At 33.4% G+C, this 19,115-nt stretch carries 18 protein-coding genes and 2 pseudogenes; 13 read left to right on the top strand and 7 right to left on the bottom strand.

All coding sequences use genetic code 11. The annotated features are described in order from the left end of the window. Nucleotides 1–171: 171 nt before the first annotated feature. The 4 genes and pseudogenes from MKD52_RS02665 to MKD52_RS02650 all read right to left on the bottom strand — a co-directional run. A pseudogene (locus tag MKD52_RS02665) lies at nt 172–780 on the bottom strand (hypothetical protein); the annotation flags it as partial. Next, nucleotides 777–1,334: a Rha family transcriptional regulator gene (locus MKD52_RS02660; RefSeq protein ID WP_242099899.1), complete on the bottom strand. Its 558-nt coding sequence runs from the start codon at nt 1,332–1,334 to the stop codon at nt 777–779. The pseudogene MKD52_RS02665 and the gene MKD52_RS02660, both read right to left, overlap by 4 nt. A gap of 259 nt (nt 1,335–1,593) precedes the next feature. Then, nucleotides 1,594–2,083: pseudogene (locus MKD52_RS02655) on the bottom strand (hypothetical protein); the annotation flags it as partial. Nucleotides 2,084–2,268: 185 nt separating this feature from the next. Further along, nucleotides 2,269–2,442, bottom strand: coding sequence for a hypothetical protein (locus MKD52_RS02650; protein ID WP_242099159.1), 174 nt, complete (start codon nt 2,440–2,442; stop codon nt 2,269–2,271). Between the two features lie 327 nt (nt 2,443–2,769). On the opposite strand from MKD52_RS02650, the gene MKD52_RS02645 reads away from it, so the two are divergent. Then, nucleotides 2,770–3,093: a hypothetical protein gene (locus tag MKD52_RS02645; RefSeq protein WP_242099158.1), complete on the top strand. Its 324-nt coding sequence runs from the start codon at nt 2,770–2,772 to the stop codon at nt 3,091–3,093. Between the two features lie 207 nt (nt 3,094–3,300). Here the strand turns inward: MKD52_RS02645 and der are convergent, their stop codons facing one another. Further along, nucleotides 3,301–4,698 (bottom strand): ribosome biogenesis GTPase Der, encoded by a 1,398-nt coding sequence (gene der, locus MKD52_RS02640; RefSeq protein ID WP_242099157.1) that lies wholly within the window; start codon nt 4,696–4,698, stop codon nt 3,301–3,303. 109 nt (nt 4,699–4,807) lie between these two features. Between der and MKD52_RS02635 the strand changes: the two genes are divergently transcribed. After that, entirely contained in the window at nt 4,808–5,704 is an 897-nt protein-coding gene (locus MKD52_RS02635) for a DMT family transporter (protein ID WP_242099156.1), read from the top strand. On the opposite strand, the gene MKD52_RS02630 is transcribed toward MKD52_RS02635, so the two are convergent. Next, nucleotides 5,694–6,104 (bottom strand): thiamine-phosphate pyrophosphorylase, encoded by a 411-nt coding sequence (locus MKD52_RS02630; RefSeq protein ID WP_112057553.1) that lies wholly within the window; start codon nt 6,102–6,104, stop codon nt 5,694–5,696. The genes MKD52_RS02635 and MKD52_RS02630 overlap by 11 nt on opposite strands. Before the next feature lie 5 nt (nt 6,105–6,109). Next, a complete protein-coding gene (locus MKD52_RS02625) occupies nt 6,110–6,817 on the bottom strand; it encodes a Bax inhibitor-1/YccA family protein (RefSeq protein ID WP_112057554.1) in 708 nt (235 codons plus the stop codon). A 130-nt stretch (nt 6,818–6,947) separates the two neighbouring features. Between MKD52_RS02625 and gap the strand changes: the two genes are divergently transcribed. From gap to MKD52_RS02570, 11 genes are all read left to right on the top strand, one after another. Then, nucleotides 6,948–7,955, top strand: a complete 1,008-nt coding sequence (gene gap, locus MKD52_RS02620) for a type I glyceraldehyde-3-phosphate dehydrogenase (RefSeq protein WP_242099155.1) — start codon at nt 6,948–6,950, stop codon at nt 7,953–7,955. A gap of 16 nt (nt 7,956–7,971) precedes the next feature. Beyond that, nucleotides 7,972–9,279: a M99 family carboxypeptidase catalytic domain-containing protein gene (locus tag MKD52_RS08655; protein WP_242099154.1), complete on the top strand. Its 1,308-nt coding sequence runs from the start codon at nt 7,972–7,974 to the stop codon at nt 9,277–9,279. Beyond that, the gene (gene hemH, locus MKD52_RS02610) at nt 9,279–10,253 is read left to right on the top strand and encodes a ferrochelatase (RefSeq protein WP_242099153.1); all 975 of its coding nucleotides are present in this window, start codon (nt 9,279–9,281) and stop codon (nt 10,251–10,253) included. Before MKD52_RS08655 ends, hemH begins: the two co-directional genes overlap by 1 nt. Nucleotides 10,254–10,261: 8 nt before the next feature. Then, on the top strand, nt 10,262–11,719 hold the full coding sequence (locus MKD52_RS02605; RefSeq protein WP_242099152.1) for a hypothetical protein: 1,458 nt from the start codon (nt 10,262–10,264) through the stop codon (nt 11,717–11,719). A 34-nt stretch (nt 11,720–11,753) separates the two neighbouring features. Then, nucleotides 11,754–12,350 (top strand): thioredoxin family protein, encoded by a 597-nt coding sequence (locus tag MKD52_RS02600; RefSeq protein ID WP_242099151.1) that lies wholly within the window; start codon nt 11,754–11,756, stop codon nt 12,348–12,350. Nucleotides 12,351–12,414: 64 nt separating this feature from the next. Further along, on the top strand, nt 12,415–15,207 hold the full coding sequence (ccsA, locus tag MKD52_RS02595) for a cytochrome c biogenesis protein CcsA (RefSeq protein ID WP_242099150.1): 2,793 nt from the start codon (nt 12,415–12,417) through the stop codon (nt 15,205–15,207). Between the two features lie 101 nt (nt 15,208–15,308). Next, entirely contained in the window at nt 15,309–17,129 is a 1,821-nt protein-coding gene (gene thrS, locus MKD52_RS02590; protein WP_242099898.1) for a threonine--tRNA ligase, read from the top strand. After that, nucleotides 17,126–17,641 carry a translation initiation factor IF-3 gene (gene infC, locus MKD52_RS02585; RefSeq protein WP_112057866.1) on the top strand — a complete coding sequence of 172 codons (516 nt, stop codon included), beginning with the start codon at nt 17,126–17,128 and terminating at the stop codon, nt 17,639–17,641. Before thrS ends, infC begins: the two co-directional genes overlap by 4 nt. Nucleotides 17,642–17,666: 25 nt before the next feature. Then, entirely contained in the window at nt 17,667–17,861 is a 195-nt protein-coding gene (rpmI, locus tag MKD52_RS02580) for a 50S ribosomal protein L35 (protein WP_006655208.1), read from the top strand. 93 nt (nt 17,862–17,954) lie between these two features. Then, the gene (rplT, locus tag MKD52_RS02575; protein ID WP_006655207.1) at nt 17,955–18,308 is read left to right on the top strand and encodes a 50S ribosomal protein L20; all 354 of its coding nucleotides are present in this window, start codon (nt 17,955–17,957) and stop codon (nt 18,306–18,308) included. 72 nt (nt 18,309–18,380) lie between these two features. After that, a complete protein-coding gene (locus MKD52_RS02570) occupies nt 18,381–19,103 on the top strand; it encodes an SIMPL domain-containing protein (RefSeq protein ID WP_242099149.1) in 723 nt (240 codons plus the stop codon). Nucleotides 19,104–19,115 lie beyond the last annotated feature (12 nt).

Raw genomic sequence — 19,115 nt, 5'->3', positions numbered from 1 at the left:
TATCTCATCAGAGGGGGATAGTGGCGGGATGAGACCCTCCCCTTTGATTTTATCTGTTGCTATTCTAAAAATGCCACTATTGCTTTCTTAGTCGCAAATTCTAGTATTATTACTATCTTTGATATAGCTCGTTAAATACTTTTGTACTCCCTTATAAAATCAACCACTTTGTTTAAAATCATTCACAGATTGGTTTTGTTGTGGTATAATATTTTCGTTAGTGGGTCTGCGAAAATTGGAGTCTTTAAATAACGGAGGCAGAGCTGACTTTGTCTGCCCATTCCCACTATTATTTATTCTCTCTCCTTTTTCTGTTTGACTATAACTTGTTAAAAGCCTATTGACTGCTTTATTGTTTTGTATATATTCTCTACTTCCATATATAAGAATATTTTCATCATTTGCTTTAACTTTCCAAGTGAAATCTTTATGTTCTACGTTAAATTCTACCCTAACGCCCTTAGCAACCTTAGGAAAAGAAAGCATTTCTTTAGTTGTTACCATTCCTCTTAAATTTGGATTATCTAAATGCTTTTTAATTTATTTTTCCATAAAGTCTTTATCTACTTTTATATCTCCTACATTGCTTTTAACTCTTGTATGCTCTTTAGTATCTTTTAATACTTTATACATTTGAGAGCTTTCTTTTTTGCTTTGTCTATCCCAAGCAATGTCTTTAAGATGAGTAATTCTTTTCTTGATTGCATTAATAGTTGCTTCTAGTTGCTTAACATCGTTTTCTAAGGCTAATATTTCTTTTTGTAATTCTTTATCACTCATTGCAACTTCTTTGGATCTTTTGGTGTGCGATTATCGACAAGATAATTTAAAGAAAATACATTTTTAGCTTCTTTGGAATAAGGGCTATCTGTGATAACCACACTAACCTTGTAATCGTTTTGTGGTAAATTTGGATAAATGAGTTCCATTAAATCTGTTAAGTATTTATTGGGGCTTTTAATTTCTTTTTGTAAAAGTTTTTCCATTTCATTAAAAGCATTGATGAAAGCGATTTTGAATTGTAAAGCTTTTTTACCTGTAAAGCCCATTGCTAAAAGAGAGAAACCATCGCGAGTTAGATTATAATATGGGCATTTTCTTTCTCTACCTTTAAAGCCTTGTATTTTATGGACTTTGAATGAAAGCTCAAAATTGAGCAGATCATTAGAAGTCCCTATTTCTCGCAAATCATTTAAAATGTTTTCGATATCTCTTAAAACATTTTTATGTTGTTTCCCAAAAACCTTAGCTACATCTAGGCTAGTGCAAAATATTTGATTATCTTTGAAGTTAAATTGCACTTGTTGATTATTAATAACTATGGGCTTACTCATCATTTTAACTCCTTTTCTTTGGTTTGAGTATGGTTCTTATTTTTGTTGCTAAATTCTTCTAATTTTGCTTTAAAATCCTTTGCGGATTTACGAAAATTGAAGTCATTAAATATGGGATGGTGGGGATGACTATGCCTACCCACTTCCGCTTGTCTTTCATTAATTTCTGCTTTGCCTGAGTAGTCATCAATTTATGTCTTTCTAAAATTTAAATTTGCTATATAATCTTGGTATTGAGATAGAGAAAATATTCACTCTATCCTGAAAATTTATTTAGAATTTCTTGTTCTTGTTTAGTGGCATAGCGGTTTTCTTGTTCTATATTTTAAAAGCTTAATGGCTTGAAGATTTTTTTGAAATCTATCTTTTAAAGAGCCAAGATAGACTTCATCATCGCTTACAAAATCTAATTTTCGTCCAGATTTAAGATTTTTTCTCTCATATCCATTAATTCTTGTTGTAGTTTCCAATACTGATCGTTGATTGTTTCTTCTTGTGTCTGCTCCTTATCTTTCATCATCATTTCTTGAAACAAAGGAGAATAAATTTGGGGTTCTATGGCTATGTATTGATTGAGATTGATTTGCTCTTCTGCTAGTATCTCCATATCTGTTAGCCCCTGTTCTCTCTTCTTGTCCGCTTCTTTGCTCTCCAAGATTTCTAGCTCCATTTGTGCTTGTGGTAATGCTAGTGTCATTAGATCTGACATTCCTAGATTCTTGATTGTATTTGGATAAAACTCTGCCCATCTCTCTAGTATTATCAAGCTGTGTTGTGGAATTTTCTTGTCTATCCACGCTTGGTGTATTTGATGAAATGCTAATTCGTTTAATATTGTCTGTAACTTCTCTATGTTTGGATAATTCTCTATTTTGTTGCTCATTTTCTTCTCCTTGTGAAATCTTAACTTTGCATTTATAATCTCAAAAAAATTTTACCTTTTATTTTGCGTGTCAAAAACTTTTATAAAATCAGAAACCTTTTTGAAATTATCAAATTTTTCAGGATGTTTTTTATAAAGCTCTTTTAAATTTTTCACTAATTCTTCATCTTGTAAGAGTTTTGCTAACTCACCATAAAGTTCAAGAATCTTCATTCCCTTGTCCATTTTAAACCCTTTGTATTCTTAGGCTAAAATCAGATTTCAAAATAATACTTACCTTTTATTAACCGCATTATTTTCATAAGAATTAATACCGAATTTTTTACTAAATTCTCTAACTAATTCCGTAAGCAATATATAAAACTTAATTTCTTATCATCACAACAAAAATATTATACTATAAAATAAATTTAAAAAAGAAAGAAAAATATAAAAAGCTAAATACCAAATTTTTAATTTTTGCAAATTCAATCCTACCTATCACTTAAATTATATTAGAAAAATAGCTTTTGTTTTCTATAATTGAAATTAATATTGCATGAAAGGATAAAAATGGCATACCCACTTTTAGGCACAAGAATAGTTTTAGATGAAGAAAAGATTTTAAAAGAAGGCAAATATAATTTAGAAGATATGTATAAAAGGATAGATGAATATGCCAAAGAATCAGGAATGATAAAAATCGACAAAGAAACTTATCATTGCAAGGGAGATAAGTATGATTTGGGTTGTTTGGGAATGTTTACTCATTGCAATTTACTTGAATGTGATTGGTTCACTCTTAATGTAAAGGAATGGACTTGGCTTAGTGAGAGAGAAGGGGATATTGATTTAATTGCCAAAAGTAAAGCACGAAATGAAGGTGTTTGGCAGTGAATCTCTCTCGCAAAGCAATTAATTTTGATTTATACAAACAAATATAAAAAGAATTTTTTATAGCCTTGATTAGCATTGATGAAATTTTGTTTTTTATAAATAGGATTCTTTTAAGTTTCTTTAAAAAATCTATAAATACTGAAAATAAGTGTTTATAGATATTAGTTAAAACTCAGTCGTTCCATTTTTAGATTCTAAACCTATAAATTATTCCTCAAAATTCTTTTGTTTTGTTTCCTCAAAAGCATTTTTTCCTCTCGCAATAAAAATAATGCGTGTTCCGCTAAAATCAAACCTTTCTTGCAAAAAATTAACCAAATAACGCTTGTAGCTAAAATGCAAACTATTAGGGCGATTCATAATCAAGGCAATTTGAGGTGGCTTTGTCTCAAATTGTGTCGCATAATAAACCTTGACAATCTTACCCCTATCACTTGGAATAGGATGTCGCATCGTGGCTTCCTTAATTATTTCATTAAGCTTAGCCGTCGGGATACGATAAGAAAAATGCTCATAAACCTTCAAAATCTCTTGCTCTAACTTTTGAATATGGCGTCCATTTTTTGCTGAAATGGTTAAAATAGGCGCATAATCCAAAAACTTAAAGCGCAATCTAAAATCTTCCATAATCCCCTTGTAGTCTTTGTGAGCAATGTCCCATTTATTTAATACCACAATAACGCCAAGCTTAAATTCATCAATCAAACCAGCAATTTTTTCATCTAACTCCACAAAAGGACTTGAAGCATCTAAAACTAAAACTGCAATATCTGATCTTTTTAAAATTTCTCTAGTGCGATTAAGCGCAAATTTCTCCAATCCTTCAATTTTCCCTCGGCGTCTAATACCCGCTGTATCCACAAAATTTACTTTTCTGCCTTCAATCTCACCCATTTCATCAACAGGATCAATCGTTGTCCCTGCCTTACTAGAAACCACCGATCGCTCTTGCCCTAAAAGTGCATTCAAAAGTGAGCTTTTGCCCACATTTACTCTGCCTATAATCCCTATATTAATAACTTCTTCTGTTTCCTGTGCCACAGAAGCTTCCAAAAACTCTTCCAATGATTCTTCTTCATCTACATTAAAAAGCTGTGTGAGCGAATCTTTTTTTAGCAACCTAACAATACTATCTTCTAATTTTCCAATTCCACGATTGTGGGATACTGACACAAAAAATGTATGACAAGCACCAAATTCACTAAATTCCCAAGCGTTACTTTGCTCCTTGTCATTGTCGATTTTATTGACCACCAAAAAAATATTGGAATTTTTCTTTTGCAAGGCATAAAAGATTTTTTTATCCAAAGGATTTGGGGGCATTTTGCCATCAACAACATACAAAATCAAATCCGCACTCTCTCCAGCGCTATGCGAATGTTTTGTAACCTGCACAAACAAAGAATCACTCTCATCAAGCCCACCTGTATCTAGTAGCAAAAAGGGAGTGTCCTTTAAAGTAACATTAGCCTTTTTTACATCTCTTGTTGTCCCAGCAATCTCAGAGGTAATAGCAATTCTTGATTTACAAAAACGATTAAAAAGTGAGCTTTTCCCCGCATTAGGTCGCCCCATAATCGCAATAGTTCCATAAATTTTATCCATAAAAGCCCTTTTAAAAAGCAAATTTTACCCCTTAAATACCTCTTTTGTCAAATTAAACCATAAGACTAAAAAGAGTATGATTCAGCAAAACTTCAAAAAAAGAATAAAAATGTATCAAAACAAACAAGCTATTATAGCTATGCTTATTGCTGCCTTGCTTTTTACTTTTATGGGAATGTTTGTTAAAGTCTTAACGCCAAATCTACCTGCCATTGAAGTTGCTTTTGCTAGAAATTTCTTTGGGCTTGTTTGGGTTCTCATTGCTCTAGCACTCAAACCCCCAAAAACGCCACAAGGTGGCAGACCATTTATTTTGATTTTTCGCGGTTTTGCTGGTGGAAGTGCGATGATAGCATATTTTTATAATATGTCTGTGATGCCCCTTGGAATCGCCTTTGCCTTTTCTTACACCTCGCCTATCTTTTTGGCTCTTTTTAGTGTATTTTTTATCCGCCAAAAAGTCTCTTTTAAAGTCTGGATTGCTATTTTTCTTGGCTTTAGCGGAATCTTACTCATCTCCAATCCTCAAAATCTCCATTTAAGCTTTTGGGGATTAAGCATAGGAATCTATAGTGGAGTAGCCGCTGCTTTAGCCTATCTCTCAGTGGCAGAGTTAGCCAAAAATTATGATCCTAGAATCATTATTGGTTCATTAGGATTTTTTGGCTCACTTCTTCCCCTTTTAACACAGCTTGTTCCTTATGAAAACTACCCTATCTCTTTATTTATGCCTTTTGTTATGCCTACTTTTTATGAATGGATTTTAGTCCTTGGGCTTGGAGTTGTCTCAACTTATGCGCAAATCTACCTTACAAAAGCCTATATGCTAGGAAATCCACCCATTATTGGAGCAATTAGCTATGTTACAATTTTTATGGCGACTTTAGCGGGGATCATTTTGGGCGATCAGATTCCTAATGCCCTTGTTATTTCAGGAATGGCATTAATTGCTTGTGGTGGAATCTTGGCTGCTTTAAGCAATAAAAGAAAGAAATCTAATTCATAAACAAAGCATTAAAGATTTCTTTTTCTAAAATATAAAGAGAATAGCGAATATTTTTAAACTGCTCACTCTCTTCAATTTTTTGAAGCTTAAGAATCTCTTCTAAAACTCGCGCTGATTCTTGAGTGCGCTTAAAATTAGCAATCACAATATCTTTCAAACCTTTTCGTATTTGTTCTTGTGGTATAGAAGTTTTTAAAACATCATTTTGAGAATCTCTTGAATTCAACAAAGAATGAAAATTTTTTAATCTGCAAGAATGGCGAAGATCTTTTAGTTTGAGCGCCAAAGCTTTTTCATTAAAGCTATAGCGCAAAATGTCTTCAACTACTCTAATACCTTCTCTTAAACGATTAAGATTGGCATCAAGTATTCTTAACTCTGAATCAGAGAGTTGATTCAAAGCTCTTATTCCTCTCTAGATCCAAAGATTCCAAGCAATTGCAACAAGGACACAAAGAGATTTAAAAAATCTAAATAAAGGCTTACTGCTGCCGTAACGGGGCTATCATAAAGTCCTCTTACGATATTTTGTGTATCATAGGCAATGAAAATACTAAATAAAATTGCGCTTACCCCTGCAATTGCAACTTGCAAAATCGGACTTCCCAAAAAAAGATTGATAAGTGAGCCAATCACAACAACAATCAAAGCAATAAACAGAATCTTGCCCATACTCGCTAAATCTTTTTTAGTGCGAAGCGCAAAAATACTCATCACGCCAAAAATCGCTGTTGTCAATAAAAACGCCTGTGCTACAATAGAAGCTCCACCAGGCATTCCAAGCACTCTGCTAAGAATTGGAGTTAATGTCAAACCACTCACGAAAGTAAAAGCAAAAAGCATCAAAAGATTAATGCCCGGTTTTGCTTTGGTAAAAAACAATCCAACAAGCAATGCAAGCTCTAAAATTACAAATCCAATGTAATACTGCGCTACCACACCACCTAAAGTACTAATACCAATATAAGCACCAATAGTTGCTGCTAAAAGCGAACCTGCAAAAAGCTGATAAGTCTGTTTTACAAAGCTAACCAATGCCATATCACTTTGCGCAAAGCTACTTTCTGTATACTGCCCATAGTTATTCATTGGCTTTCTATCATACAATGACATTTCATTTCCTTTATTTTTTTATAAATATTTTAGAAATCACATTATACCCTAATTTAGCGAAAAATAAATCTTAATTCTTTATTTTTTTATGTTACAATTGCGCTTTTAAAAGCGCTTGTTGGTGGAATTAATGGAAAAAGTTAAAGTTTTTTTAAACGGATTTGGCAGAATCGGACGCTGCATTGCACGCGTTGCGCTATGCGAAATGCAGGATAAAATTGAAATTGTTGGCATTAATGATCTTGCTGATTCTCAAATGCTTGCTTATCTTTTTGTGCATGATTCTGTCCATCAAACTCACACCATCACTTTAGATTCTTATAATTCACAAACTAATCGTTTTGTTTTTAATGGTATAGAAATCCCCTTTAGCAATGCAAAAACTCCGCAAGAAATTGATATTTGCGGAGCTGATATTGTTATTGAAGCAAGTGGATTATTTTTAGAAAGCGACCTTGTTGAATGCCATTTGCAAAAGGGAGCTAAACGCGTGATTTTATCAGCTCCTGCAAAAGATTCTACAAAAACTTTTGTTCTTGGTGTCAATCATCAAGATTATAAGGGAGAAAAAATTATCTCTAATGCAAGCTGCACAACTAACGCATTAGCCCCTGTTATCAAACTATTAGATGAAAACTTTGGCGTTAAAAATGGAATTTTAACCACCATTCACAGCTACACAAATGATCAAAATCTCATTGATTCTGTGCATAGAAAGGGTGATTTTAGGCGATCAAGAGCTGCTGGAATTAACATCATACCCACGACAACTGGAGCAGCAAAAGCCTTGCATTTAGTCTTGCCCCAGATGAAAAATAAGCTCCACGGACATAGTGTGCGTGTCCCTGTAGCTGATGTTTCTATGGTTGATCTCAATGTTAATCTCCTAAAAAATGCCACTCAAGAATCCATTAACACCCTTTTTAAACAAGTTGCACTTGGTCATTTAAGGGGAATCTTGGGCGTTGATGAATCTTATGGTGTTTCTCAAGATTTTGTCAATTGCCCCTTAAGTGGAGTTGTGGCTTTGGATTTAACTTTTGTTCTAGAGGATATGGCAAAGGTTATGGTTTGGTATGATAATGAGTGGGGATATTCTCATCGTATTTTAGAAATGGCTTACTTTATATTAAGATGACACTGAAGGGAATTTTGTGAAATTATTTTTCTTTAAAATCTTTATCCTTTTTCTTTTTGGCTTAAATTTTATAAACGCCAAAAATACTCCTTTTAATCTCTATGAACTCAAAGGCGATAACGATGGATCAACTTTGCTTGTCATTGGCGGTATTCATGGGGATGAGCCTGGCGGATATTTTGCGCCTAGTATTTTGGCAGATTCTTATCATATTCTAAAAGGCAATGTTTTGGTTGTGCCCAATCTCAATCCTGATAGTATTTTAGCCTTTAAGCGCGGAATCTACAAGGATATGAATCGTAAATTTGCCCATATTGCACCTAATGATCCTGATTTTGACAATGTTGCTAGAATCAAAGAAATTATCACTAGTCCTAAAGTAAATTTTGTAATTAACCTTCACGATGGACACGGATTTTACCGAGAAAAATGGGAAAATTCAATCTTTAATCCAAAGGCGTGGGGACAAACTTATGTTATCGATCAAAAGATGCTTGATAACATTCCTTTTGGAAATCTTGATGAAATAGCCAAAGAAATTGAAACCAAACTCAACAAAGAATTACATTATGATTTTCACACTTTTGGAGTAAGAAACACTGAAACGCGCTTCAAAGATGAAGAACAGCAAAACTCTCTAACTTATTATGCCATTACTCACTTAAAACCTGCTCTTGCCATAGAAACTAGCAAAAATATCAAAGAACTTCCACTCAAAACCCTTTATCAATTAAACTCCATTGAAGCTTTAATGCAAATCTTAGGCATAGAATATACACGCAATTTTACTCTAGATCTAAAGGGTGTGGAAAATAAAGTAAAAGACTACAAGACTCTTAATATTAATAACAATATCACCCTTGAATTAAGCGAAATCAAAAACACACTTAATTTTATCCCCTTACTTAAAAAAGATAATCAATTCACTTTTACTCATCCACTAGGGAGAATTAAAAAAGTCAAAAATGGCTATGAAGTCTATATCGGACACCAAAAAATCTCTTTTTTAAAGCCTGAGTATTTTTCTATGCAATGTAGCATTGAAAGTATGGAAATAGAGATTGATAAAAGTATTACCAAAAAAGTCAATTTTGGAAAAACTCTAGAATTCCAAGAAGGATTTTTAATCAAAAAAAACCCAAAAGCTAGAGTTAATGTGATTGGTTATTCCAAAAATGGTGTGGTAAGCGAAGAAGAAATATTTTTAACCTCCACAGATATAAATCAAAACTTCTCACTAGACAAAAAAGGTAAAGTCTATAGAATCGAGTTTTATGAAGGTAAAAATTTCTGCGGAATGATTAATGCAAAAAAGGTAAATTAATGCAAAATACAAAAAATATAGCCGTTGTGCTTCTTAATATGGGCGGTCCTAATTCTTTAGATGAAGTTGAAGTTTTTCTAAAAAATATGTTTAATGATCCTTATATTTTACCTATTAAAAGCAATTTTTTTCGCTCTATGGTAGCGAGTTTTATTACCTATAGGCGCCTTGAAGAATCCAAAAACAACTACAGAAAAATTGGCAATAAATCTCCTTTAGTCGAGCACACTTTCAAACTCTGTCAAAAGCTAGAAATCCTAGATAATAGCTACTTTTACACTTATGCAATGCGCTACACACCACCCTTTGCCAATCTTGTTGCCAAAGAATTACAAAGCAAAAATATACAAGAAGTGGTGCTTTTTAGCCTTTATCCACATTTTAGTTATACTACGACACAAAGCTCTTATGATGATTTTCTAAAAGCTCTTAAAGCTCTTAATTACCAGCCCAAAGTGCATTTTATTAAGCACTATTTTGATAATCAAAGCTATAACAAAGCTATTTTAAATCGCATTAAAGAGACTCTAGGTGATGAAGATTCCAAAGCATTTCATCTTATTTTTTCTGCTCACTCACTTCCGCAAAAAAATATTGATAATGGCGACCCTTATCAAAAAGAGATTCTAGCTAATGTGGATACACTAAAAGAAATGCTACCTAAAGTAGGATTAGAGTTTGCAAGTATCCAAGTTGCCTATCAATCTAAATTAGGACCTGTTAAATGGCTAGAGCCAAGCTTGGGAGATTACTTGAAAAATTACAAAGGGAAAAAACTCATCATCTATCCTATTGCTTTTAGCCTTGATAATTCAGAAACAGATTTTGAACTCTCTATTCAATACAAACAAGAAGCAGAGAAAATAGGCATTTTAGACTACCGAGTCTCCAAATGTCTCAATGATAGTGAGGATTTTGCAAGATTTATCTTAGAACAAACAAAAGGAATCTTAAAAACAGGACAAATAAGCTAGGAGTAAAAATGCAAAAACACCTAAGAGAAAATGGTAATATAATTTATGGGGATATAAGTAAGCAAGAATCCTCAAAAATAACTTTCAATGGCACAAATAATATCCTTTTCCTCGCATCACGATGTTTTCTAAAAAAAACCAACATTACTTTTGCTGGTAATAATTCAGTGGTATTTTTAGGAGACAATGGGGCTGTAATGCTAAACATTACAATACATACAGATTCTATCTGTTATGTGGGCAATAACAATTATTTTAATCCATTTGGACAGAGATCATTGCTTTTATCCGAGAGAAAACATATTATCATAGGAAATAGCAACCTACTTTCTCATTCTATTTGGTTTAGAAATGCTGATCCCCATCTAATTTACGATATCAATACAAATACAAGAATCAATCCCACTCAGAGCATTTATATTGGAGATCATACTTGGATAGGACAAGAAGTTGCTTTTTTAAAAAAAACATTTATTGCATCAGGTGCTATTGTAGGCGCAAAAAGTGTTGTCGCTAAAATATTCTTTTCAAATACTGCTAATGCTGGAAATCCCGCTAAAGAAATCAAAACCAATATTTTTTGGAGCAGAGAATGTGTGCATAATTGGGATTCAAACACCACGCATCAGTATAATTTAATGATTAAAGATGATTTCAAATACACCTACGACAAATCCCAATTCCTCTCTCCAAAAGCCATAGAAGAAAAGCTTGACTCTCTAAAAACTGCAAATGAAAGACTGGAATTTCTCTATGATGCTCTCTACTGCAACAATAATAAAAATCGTTTTGCTTATTTTAAAGATTGTGAATACGACATTCCCTTACCATCTTATGAAAAAAAATTTCAATATCTCACTTTTGAAACAATCACACCCAAACCTATCATACAACAACCAGAAATTAAGGCTAATACCCAAGAACCCCAAGCTACTAAAATCTCTCTTGATTCTCTTAAACAAGAATTAGTTTCAAAAACCCAAAAACTCACCCAAACCAAGAATCAATTAGATTCTGTTCAAAAAGAATTAAACCTAAAGAATCAAGAACTAAGCCTTAAGAACCAACAGCTTAATTCTAAAACTAAAGAACTAAACTTTACTATCCGTTATGGAACTGCCAAAGATAGAATCCACAATCATCTATCATACAAACTAGGACAAGCTATGATAGAGAATTCTAAATCTTTACTAGGATATATTAGAATGCCTTATGTTTTATCTTATATCAAAGATAAACACAAACAAGAACAACAACAATACCAAGAAGCTATTAAAAAGAATCCTAATCTTAAACTCCCTAATTTAGAATCTTATCCTGATTACAAAGAATCTTTAAAAGAAAAAGAATGTCTTACTTATAAACTAGGAGAAGCTTTTATAAAAGCAAACACTGCGGGGGGGGGGCACAATTATTCAAATTACCCCTTGCTTACTTCAACTTTACAAAAGAAGTGCGTAAGTTAAGAAGTAACTATAAAAATAACTTGAAAGGAAAAAAATGAAAATCAAAAATTTACTCTCTATTTTAGTCTTAGCATTTTTAATGATTGGCTGTGAAGAAAAGCTTGATTCAAATATTATTTCAAGTGGTGCAAAAAACACACAAGAACAACTTGATGCTTTGCAAAATGTTGATAAAAATTCTTATAAAGAAGTAGCTGATGTATTTTTTGAAACACAAAAAATCACAACTAAAGACAACAGGCCCTATTTTTTAGTTTTTGCTGCTAATGGTTGTATATATTGTGATAAGCTTAAAGAGCTTATTCGCGATGATAGTAAGGTTAAAACTATCTTGCAAAATAGCTACTCACCTTATTATATCAACTTAAGTTATTCAAAATCTCATTCTGTAGATTTCCTAAAAGATGCCCAAGAAACCTCCGAACTAGCGCGCCTTTACAACATTAAGCCAACTCCAACACTTGTTTTTGTTTCTCCTCACGGAAAAACTCTCTTTGTTTATCCAGGCTATATGCCAAAAGAGCGATTTTTAGCGACATTAGAATTTATCAAATCTCAAAACTCTGATAACAAAGATGAGAAGGAGATTGCTAAAGAATTGCAAGAGTTATTTCAAACTCAAAATATCTAATGATTTACCAATGGTTATTTAAAAATAAAGTAAAATTACAATTTTACTCCACAGAAAGGCAAATATGAATCAAATAAAAACACTCCTTAATAGCGTTATTCATGGATTTTGTAATTTTTGGGTTACATTTATTTTGTTAATCAGCTATGGCACTGCTTGTGCAGTAGCAACTTTCATAGAAAATGACTATGGAACACCTTCTGCAAGAGCACTAATCTATGACGCACAATGGTTTGATTTATTGCATTTACTTTTAGTTTTAAATCTAGTTGGATTACTCATTCTTTCAAAAGCTTGGCAACGAAAAAAATATGCGAGTTTCCTTTTTCACTCCTCTTTAGTAGTGATTTTTATCGGCGCTGCAATCACTCGCTATTATGGCTTTGAGGGCGTTATGCATATTCGCGAAGGTGAGAAAAGCAATATCATACAATCCCGAGAGGAATTTTTAACTATCCTAGCTAAAATGGATGATAAATTCTACCGCGCTTTTTTCCCAACCACTATCAGCCCCTTAGTGCAACAAAAATTTGATTATAAACTGCCTTTTGGAAATGATAATTTGGAAATTAAATTCTTAGAATACATTCCTGCGCAGGATAAAATAAGCCCAGAAATTTTAAAGGTTGAAATGAGCTATCAAGACAACAAAGAAGTTATTGAAGTAGTCAAAAATGTTATGGATCACACTCCTATCCCCTTTGATTTAGGCGATGCTAAATTTGCATTAGAATGGGGAACACGCCCTATTACTTTGCCTTTTAGTATTGAATTAAAAGATTTTCAATTAGAACGATACGCAGGCTCTATGAGTCCTTCTTCTTATGCTTCAGAGATAGCCGTAATTGATGAAGCCGATAAAACTGAAACTCCTTATAGAATCTTTATGAATAATGTTTTAGATTATGGCGATTTTAGATTCTTTCAGTCTTCTTATGACCAAGATGAGCAAGGAACAATTCTATCAGTGAATCGAGACCCAGGTAAAATCCCCACTTACATCGGCTATGCAATGCTAACTTTAGGGCTTTTGTGGTCATTTTTTGCTAAAAATGGTCGCTTCTATAAACTTAGTCGCTATCTCAAAGCTCAAAATCTAGCCCTTATTGCTTCTTTAGCGCTTGGTGCTCTTAGTCTCCAAACACCACTTTATGCTAACGATGCTAATGCCACACAAGAACAAGATTTACCCCCTATTACACAAGAAAGTATTTTGGATTTGATTTCTACTCTTAAGCAAAACTCCAATCAACATTCTAAAATCTTTGGAAAACTTCTTGTGCAAGATTTTGGTGGCAGGGTCAAACCCATAGACACACTTGCTATGGAATATATCCATAAAATAACCAAAAAAGACAATTTCTTGGGGCTTAGCAATATGCAGTTATTCCTAGGAATGATGATGTATCCCAATGAGTTTAAAAAAGTTAAAATGATTGCGATTAAAACTCCTAAGCTTAAAAAGCTTGTTGGAGTAGATGAGAATCAAAAATATATTGCCTTTGATGATGCATTCCACAAAGACCAATACAAACTTCTCAACCTGCTTGAAGAAGCCAATCGCAAAAAACCTGCTATGAGAGATCAGTTTGATAAGGATATTATTGAAGTTGATGAACGAATCAATGCTGCCTATCTCATCTACACTGCACAATCTTTAAGAATTATTCCTGATTTAAGCCAAGAAACTTCTACTTGGTATGCACCTACAGAAGCTATGGTGGGATTTAGTGAAACAGATAGAGAACAAATTCATAAACTCTTTAGAGCCTATTTTGCAAGCTTTCATCAAGGTTTAGTTGAAAATAATTGGGAAAATGCTAATTTAGCTATTGAGGCTTTAGATCACATGCAGCAAAAATTTGGTGCTGACTTGCTCCCAAGTCCTAGTAAAATTGACTTAGAAATTTTTCTAAATCACTATAATATCTTTGATAATCTCACGCTTTTATATATCTTGGCAGGAATCATTTTATTTATCATTGTTTTGGTGCAAATCTTTAGAAATAAAAACTCTGATATCTTAACAACAAAAATGCTCCATTTGTTTATTGCGCTTTTAGTTTTATGCCACACCATTGGACTTGCACTTCGCTGGTATGTGGGCGGACACGCACCTTGGAGTAATGCCTATGAATCAATGATTTATATCGCTTGGGCAGCAGGATTTGCTGGAGTATTTTTCTTTAAACGAAGTTATCTAGCCCTAGCTACTTCAAGCTTTTTAGCAGGAATCTCACTTTTTGTGGCACATTTAGGTTTTATGAATCCACAAATTGGTAACCTAGTCCCTGTCTTAAAATCCTATTGGCTTAATATCCATGTCTCTATCATCACAGCAAGCTATGGATTCCTAGGGCTTTGCTTTATGCTTGGCGCAATCACTTTGGGGCTTTTTATCTTTAGGAGCAAAAAATATCCCCAAATAGACAAAACTATTCTGACCTTACATACCATCAATGAAATGGCGATGATTCTAGGTCTTGCAATGCTAACGATTGGAAACTTCTTGGGTGGAGTTTGGGCAAATGAATCATGGGGAAGATATTGGGGTTGGGATCCCAAAGAAACTTGGGCATTAATTTCTATTGTTGTGTATATTATAGTTTTGCACACACGATTCTTGCCAAAGGGTGATAATCCCTACATTTTTGCCTCTTTATCTGTTGTGGCATTTTATTCAATTTTAATGACTTATTTTGGGGTTAATTTCTATCTTTCGGGATTGCATTCTTATGCTACTGGAGATCCAATTCCTGTCCCCGCATTTTTATACTATTTTGTTGCTGCAACTTTCCTTTTAATTTTACTCGCTGCTAGAAAAAGCGACTTAGATTCGCCAAAATTAAATTTCTAAACTTTCATATCCCAAAAAGCTTTTTATTTTTTGGGATAGATTAAGCCATATTTTCTATTTTTTCTGCTATAATCCTAGCCAATTTTTTAAAAGGGCAAACTATAATGTCTCAAATTATTGGGTTTAAAACAAGCGATACTATCTATGATACACAAACTGCTTCTGAATTAAAAATAGAAGGCGAACCAATTTATTTTGATAATTCCCCTGATTCACTTGCTATTATGCGTCACACTTGTGCACATTTAATGGCAGAAGCGATCAAATCTCTCTATCCAGAAGCCCAATTTTTTGTAGGTCCAGTTGTAGAAGAGGGATTTTACTATGATTTTAGAGTAAATCACAAAATTGGCGAAGAGGATTTGGCTAAAATTGAATCTAAAATGAAAGAAATTGCTAAAAAAGGTGAGCAAATCACCAAATACCACTTGCCACGCCAAGAAGCTATTGAAAAATTTAAGGGTGATGATTTAAAACAAGCTGTTATTAGCAGAATCCCCCAAGGTGATGGAACATTAAGCATTTATTCACAAGGTGACTTTGAAGATCTCTGTCGTGGTCCTCATTTGCCTACTTTAAAGCTCTTAAATGCCTTTAAACTCACTAAAATTGCTGGAGCTTATTTGGGCGGTGATGAAAAAGCAGAAATGCTTGTTAGAATCTACGGTATCGCTTTTGCTGATAAGGAAAGTCTTAATCAGTATTTACGACAAATGGAAGAAGCCAAAAAGCGCGACCATAGAAAAGTGGGCACTGAAATGGAGCTTTTTACTTTTGATGAAGAAATTGGCGCAGGATTACCTATTTGGCTACCCAAAGGTGCGCGTCTCCGCAGAAATCTTGAGAAGCTTTTAACCAAAGCTTTGATTCAAAGAGGCTATGAGCCTGTAAGGGGACCAGAGATTCTAAAAAGTGCTGTATGGAAAACGAGTGGGCACTATAGTAATTATGGCGAAAATATGTATTTTACGACAATTGATGGAGTGGAATACGGAATCAAACCAATGAATTGTGTTGGACATATCAAAGTTTATCAAAGCACTTTACGCAGTTATAGGGATTTACCTTTGCGTTTTTATGAATATGGAGTTGTGCATCGACATGAAAAAAGTGGAGTTTTGCACGGACTTTTGCGTGTAAGAGAATTTACGCAAGACGACGCTCATATTTTCTGTCGCCCTAGCCAAATTGCAACAGAAGTAGAAAATATTATTGATTTTACTAAAAAAATTATGGATTCTTTTAATTTTAGCTATGAAATGGAGATTTCCACACGACCTGAAAAATCTATTGGTAGCGATGAAGTTTGGGAAGAAGCCACACAAGCTCTAAAAAATGCCTTAGAGACTTGCAACATTCCTTATAAAATTGATGAGGGTGGTGGTGCATTTTATGGACCTAAAATTGATATTAAAATCACCGATGCAATTGGCAGAAAATGGCAATGCGGAACTATCCAAATTGATATGAATTTGCCAGAACGATTCAAACTAGAATACACTGATGAGAGCAATTCTTCAAAACAACCTGTGATGATTCATAGAGCTATTTTAGGGAGCTTTGAACGATTCATTGCTATTTTAACTGAACATTTTGGAGGTGAGTTTCCCTTTTTTATCGCACCTACGCAGATTATTATTATTCCACTTGTAGAAGCTCAAGAATCTTATGCCAAAGAGTTGCGCAACCAACTCTTAAATATCAATGTATATGCAGAGATTGATAGCAAAAATGAAACTCTCAATAAGCGCATTAGGAATGCCGAGAAGCAAAGAGTGCCTATGATTGTCGTACTAGGAGAAAAGGAAGAAAAAGAAAGAATAATAGCTATCAGAGATAGAAGGGAGAAAAAACAATCCACAATGGGATTTGATGAATTTATTAAATTTTCAAAGGAGAAAATGCGTGAGGTTAGCTTTTGAGTAAAAATGTTGATGTAGTCCTCAATGAGGAAATTGATTTTCCAGAGATTCGCTGTGTAGGTGATGATGGTGAGCAATATGGCTTAATTAGCTCTGATGAAGCATTAAAAATTGCAGAAAGCAAAGGTTTGGATTTGGTGTTAATCGCGCCTGATGCTAAGCCTCCTGTATGCAAGATTATGGATTATGGAAAATTCCGTTATCAGCAAGAAAAAAGACAAAAAGAAGCAAAAAAGAAACAAAAACAAATTGAAATCAAAGAAATCAAACTTTCTGTAAAAATTGCAATTAACGATATTAACTATAAAGTTAAACACGCCAAAGAATTTTTAAAAGAAAATAAACATGTTCGATTCCGTGTATTTTTGCGTGGAAGAGAAGTGAGTGAGCCTCAAGTTGGCTTTGAAGTGCTTAATAAAGTTGCAGCAATGCTAGAAGATGTTGCTAATATTGACAAAGACTATAAAATTGAAGGTCGGTATGTTAATATGTTAGTAACACCAAAAAAATAATTTATCTTATGAAAGGAGTAAAACAATGCCAAAGATGAAAACAAATCGTGGTGCCGCAAAAAGATTTAAACTCAAAAAAAATCTTATCAAGCGTGGTTCAGCTTTTAAAAGTCACATCTTAACTAAAAAGCGCCCAAGAAAAATTGCAAATCTTAATGCACCCAAATATGTTCATAGCGCCAATAGCGAATCAGTTAAAAAAATGCTTTGCATGGCGTAAAAATTTAAAGTTTCATACATTAGTATGTCATTCCCCTAAATTAGGGCAAGTTTGGTAGAAATACCACACCACATTATGGTAAAGGAATAAAAAATGGCAAGAGTAAAAACAGGTGTCGTTAGAAGAAGACGCCACAAAAAAGTTTTAAAATTAGCACGCGGATTTTATAGTGCAAGACATAAGCATTTCAGAAAAGCAAAAGAACAATTAGAAAGAAGTTTATGTTATGCTTTCCGCGATAGAAAACAAAAGAAAAGAGACTTTAGAAAACTTTGGATTGTAAGGATTAATGCAGCTTGCAGAATCAATGCGATCAGTTATTCTAGATTTATGTTTGGTCTAAAAAAGGCAGGGATAACACTAGATCGTAAGATTCTAGCAGATATAGCTATGAATGAGCCACAAAGTTTTACAAAAATTGTAGAAAGCGCCAAAAAAGCGTTATAAGTAGGCAAGGATTCTTTTTGAATCCTTGTAATTTAAGATATAATACCAATATCTTAAATTACAAGGATTCCCATGTATAAAAAGGCTTTACTTTTACTTTTTGCCACTCTCTCTTTAAATGCAAATGAAATGCTTATTAAGCAAGATCTCTCTATTCGCACAAAAATATCTCCCACAACTTATTCTTCTGTTATTCAAATCATTGGAAGTGAGAAACTCCATAAGGAGAAAAATCTCTCGCTAGAAAATAAAAATAAAATCATCCAAACCTATAACTCCATTAACACTTTTTTAAAAAACAATTCGATTTGTAAAGGTGGAAGTTTTGATATTAGCCCTTTTTATGAATATCAAAACAATACAAGAGAGCAAAAAGGTTTTGAGAGTAGTTATAGCTTAAATTGTGAATTTAAAGATGAAAAGTCTCAAGATTTTAATAAAATCCTAGACTTTATTCAAAAACAGGTTGCTTCCAATGATTATTTGCTTTTGCCTATTCCAAGAATCACCAAAATCATTCAAAAAGATGATTTAGAAAAAATAGATAGAAAACTTAACCAAGCCCTGCTTGATAAAGCCAATACAATTGCTCAAGATTATTCTAAAAATCTAGACAAACAATGCACAATTAAAGAAATTTCTTTAGGATTAATTTCGGAAATGGAGAATATGCCACTTCATAGCACTGCAATTCTTGCAAAATCAGATTCTAATAGCCTAGAAGATATTGTCATGCCAACAGGTAAAGAAGTAGAAAAAATGGCTAGGGGAAAAGTTATTTTTAGTTGCAAATAAATCAAAATCCAC

The organism is Helicobacter sp. CaF467b, from assembly GCF_022664765.1.
GTDB classification, from domain to species: domain Bacteria; phylum Campylobacterota; class Campylobacteria; order Campylobacterales; family Helicobacteraceae; genus Helicobacter_D; species Helicobacter_D colisuis.
The sequence above is the reverse complement of the archived record's forward strand: the minus strand, read 5'-3'. Positions and strand labels throughout refer to the sequence as shown.

Bases quoted from the DNA above. Each gene is read 5' to 3' on its own strand.
- MKD52_RS02605 (WP_242099152.1), top strand. From the start codon at position 10,262: ATGCAAAAACACCTAAGAGAAAATGGTAATATAATTTATGGGGATATA.
- MKD52_RS02650 (WP_242099159.1), bottom strand. From the start codon at position 2,442: ATGGACAAGGGAATGAAGATTCTTGAACTTTATGGTGAGTTAGCAAAA.
- der (WP_242099157.1), bottom strand. From the start codon at position 4,698: ATGGATAAAATTTATGGAACTATTGCGATTATGGGGCGACCTAATGCG.
- MKD52_RS02645 (WP_242099158.1), top strand. From the start codon at position 2,770: ATGGCATACCCACTTTTAGGCACAAGAATAGTTTTAGATGAAGAAAAG.
- MKD52_RS02660 (WP_242099899.1), bottom strand. From the start codon at position 1,334: ATGAGTAAGCCCATAGTTATTAATAATCAACAAGTGCAATTTAACTTC.
- MKD52_RS02600 (WP_242099151.1), top strand. From the start codon at position 11,754: ATGAAAATCAAAAATTTACTCTCTATTTTAGTCTTAGCATTTTTAATG.
- MKD52_RS02570 (WP_242099149.1), top strand. From the start codon at position 18,381: ATGTATAAAAAGGCTTTACTTTTACTTTTTGCCACTCTCTCTTTAAAT.
- gap (WP_242099155.1), top strand. From the start codon at position 6,948: ATGGAAAAAGTTAAAGTTTTTTTAAACGGATTTGGCAGAATCGGACGC.
- MKD52_RS02625 (WP_112057554.1), bottom strand. From the start codon at position 6,817: ATGTCATTGTATGATAGAAAGCCAATGAATAACTATGGGCAGTATACA.
- ccsA (WP_242099150.1), top strand. From the start codon at position 12,415: ATGAATCAAATAAAAACACTCCTTAATAGCGTTATTCATGGATTTTGT.
- rpmI (WP_006655208.1), top strand. From the start codon at position 17,667: ATGCCAAAGATGAAAACAAATCGTGGTGCCGCAAAAAGATTTAAACTC.
- MKD52_RS02635 (WP_242099156.1), top strand. From the start codon at position 4,808: ATGTATCAAAACAAACAAGCTATTATAGCTATGCTTATTGCTGCCTTG.
- hemH (WP_242099153.1), top strand. From the start codon at position 9,279: ATGCAAAATACAAAAAATATAGCCGTTGTGCTTCTTAATATGGGCGGT.
- rplT (WP_006655207.1), top strand. From the start codon at position 17,955: ATGGCAAGAGTAAAAACAGGTGTCGTTAGAAGAAGACGCCACAAAAAA.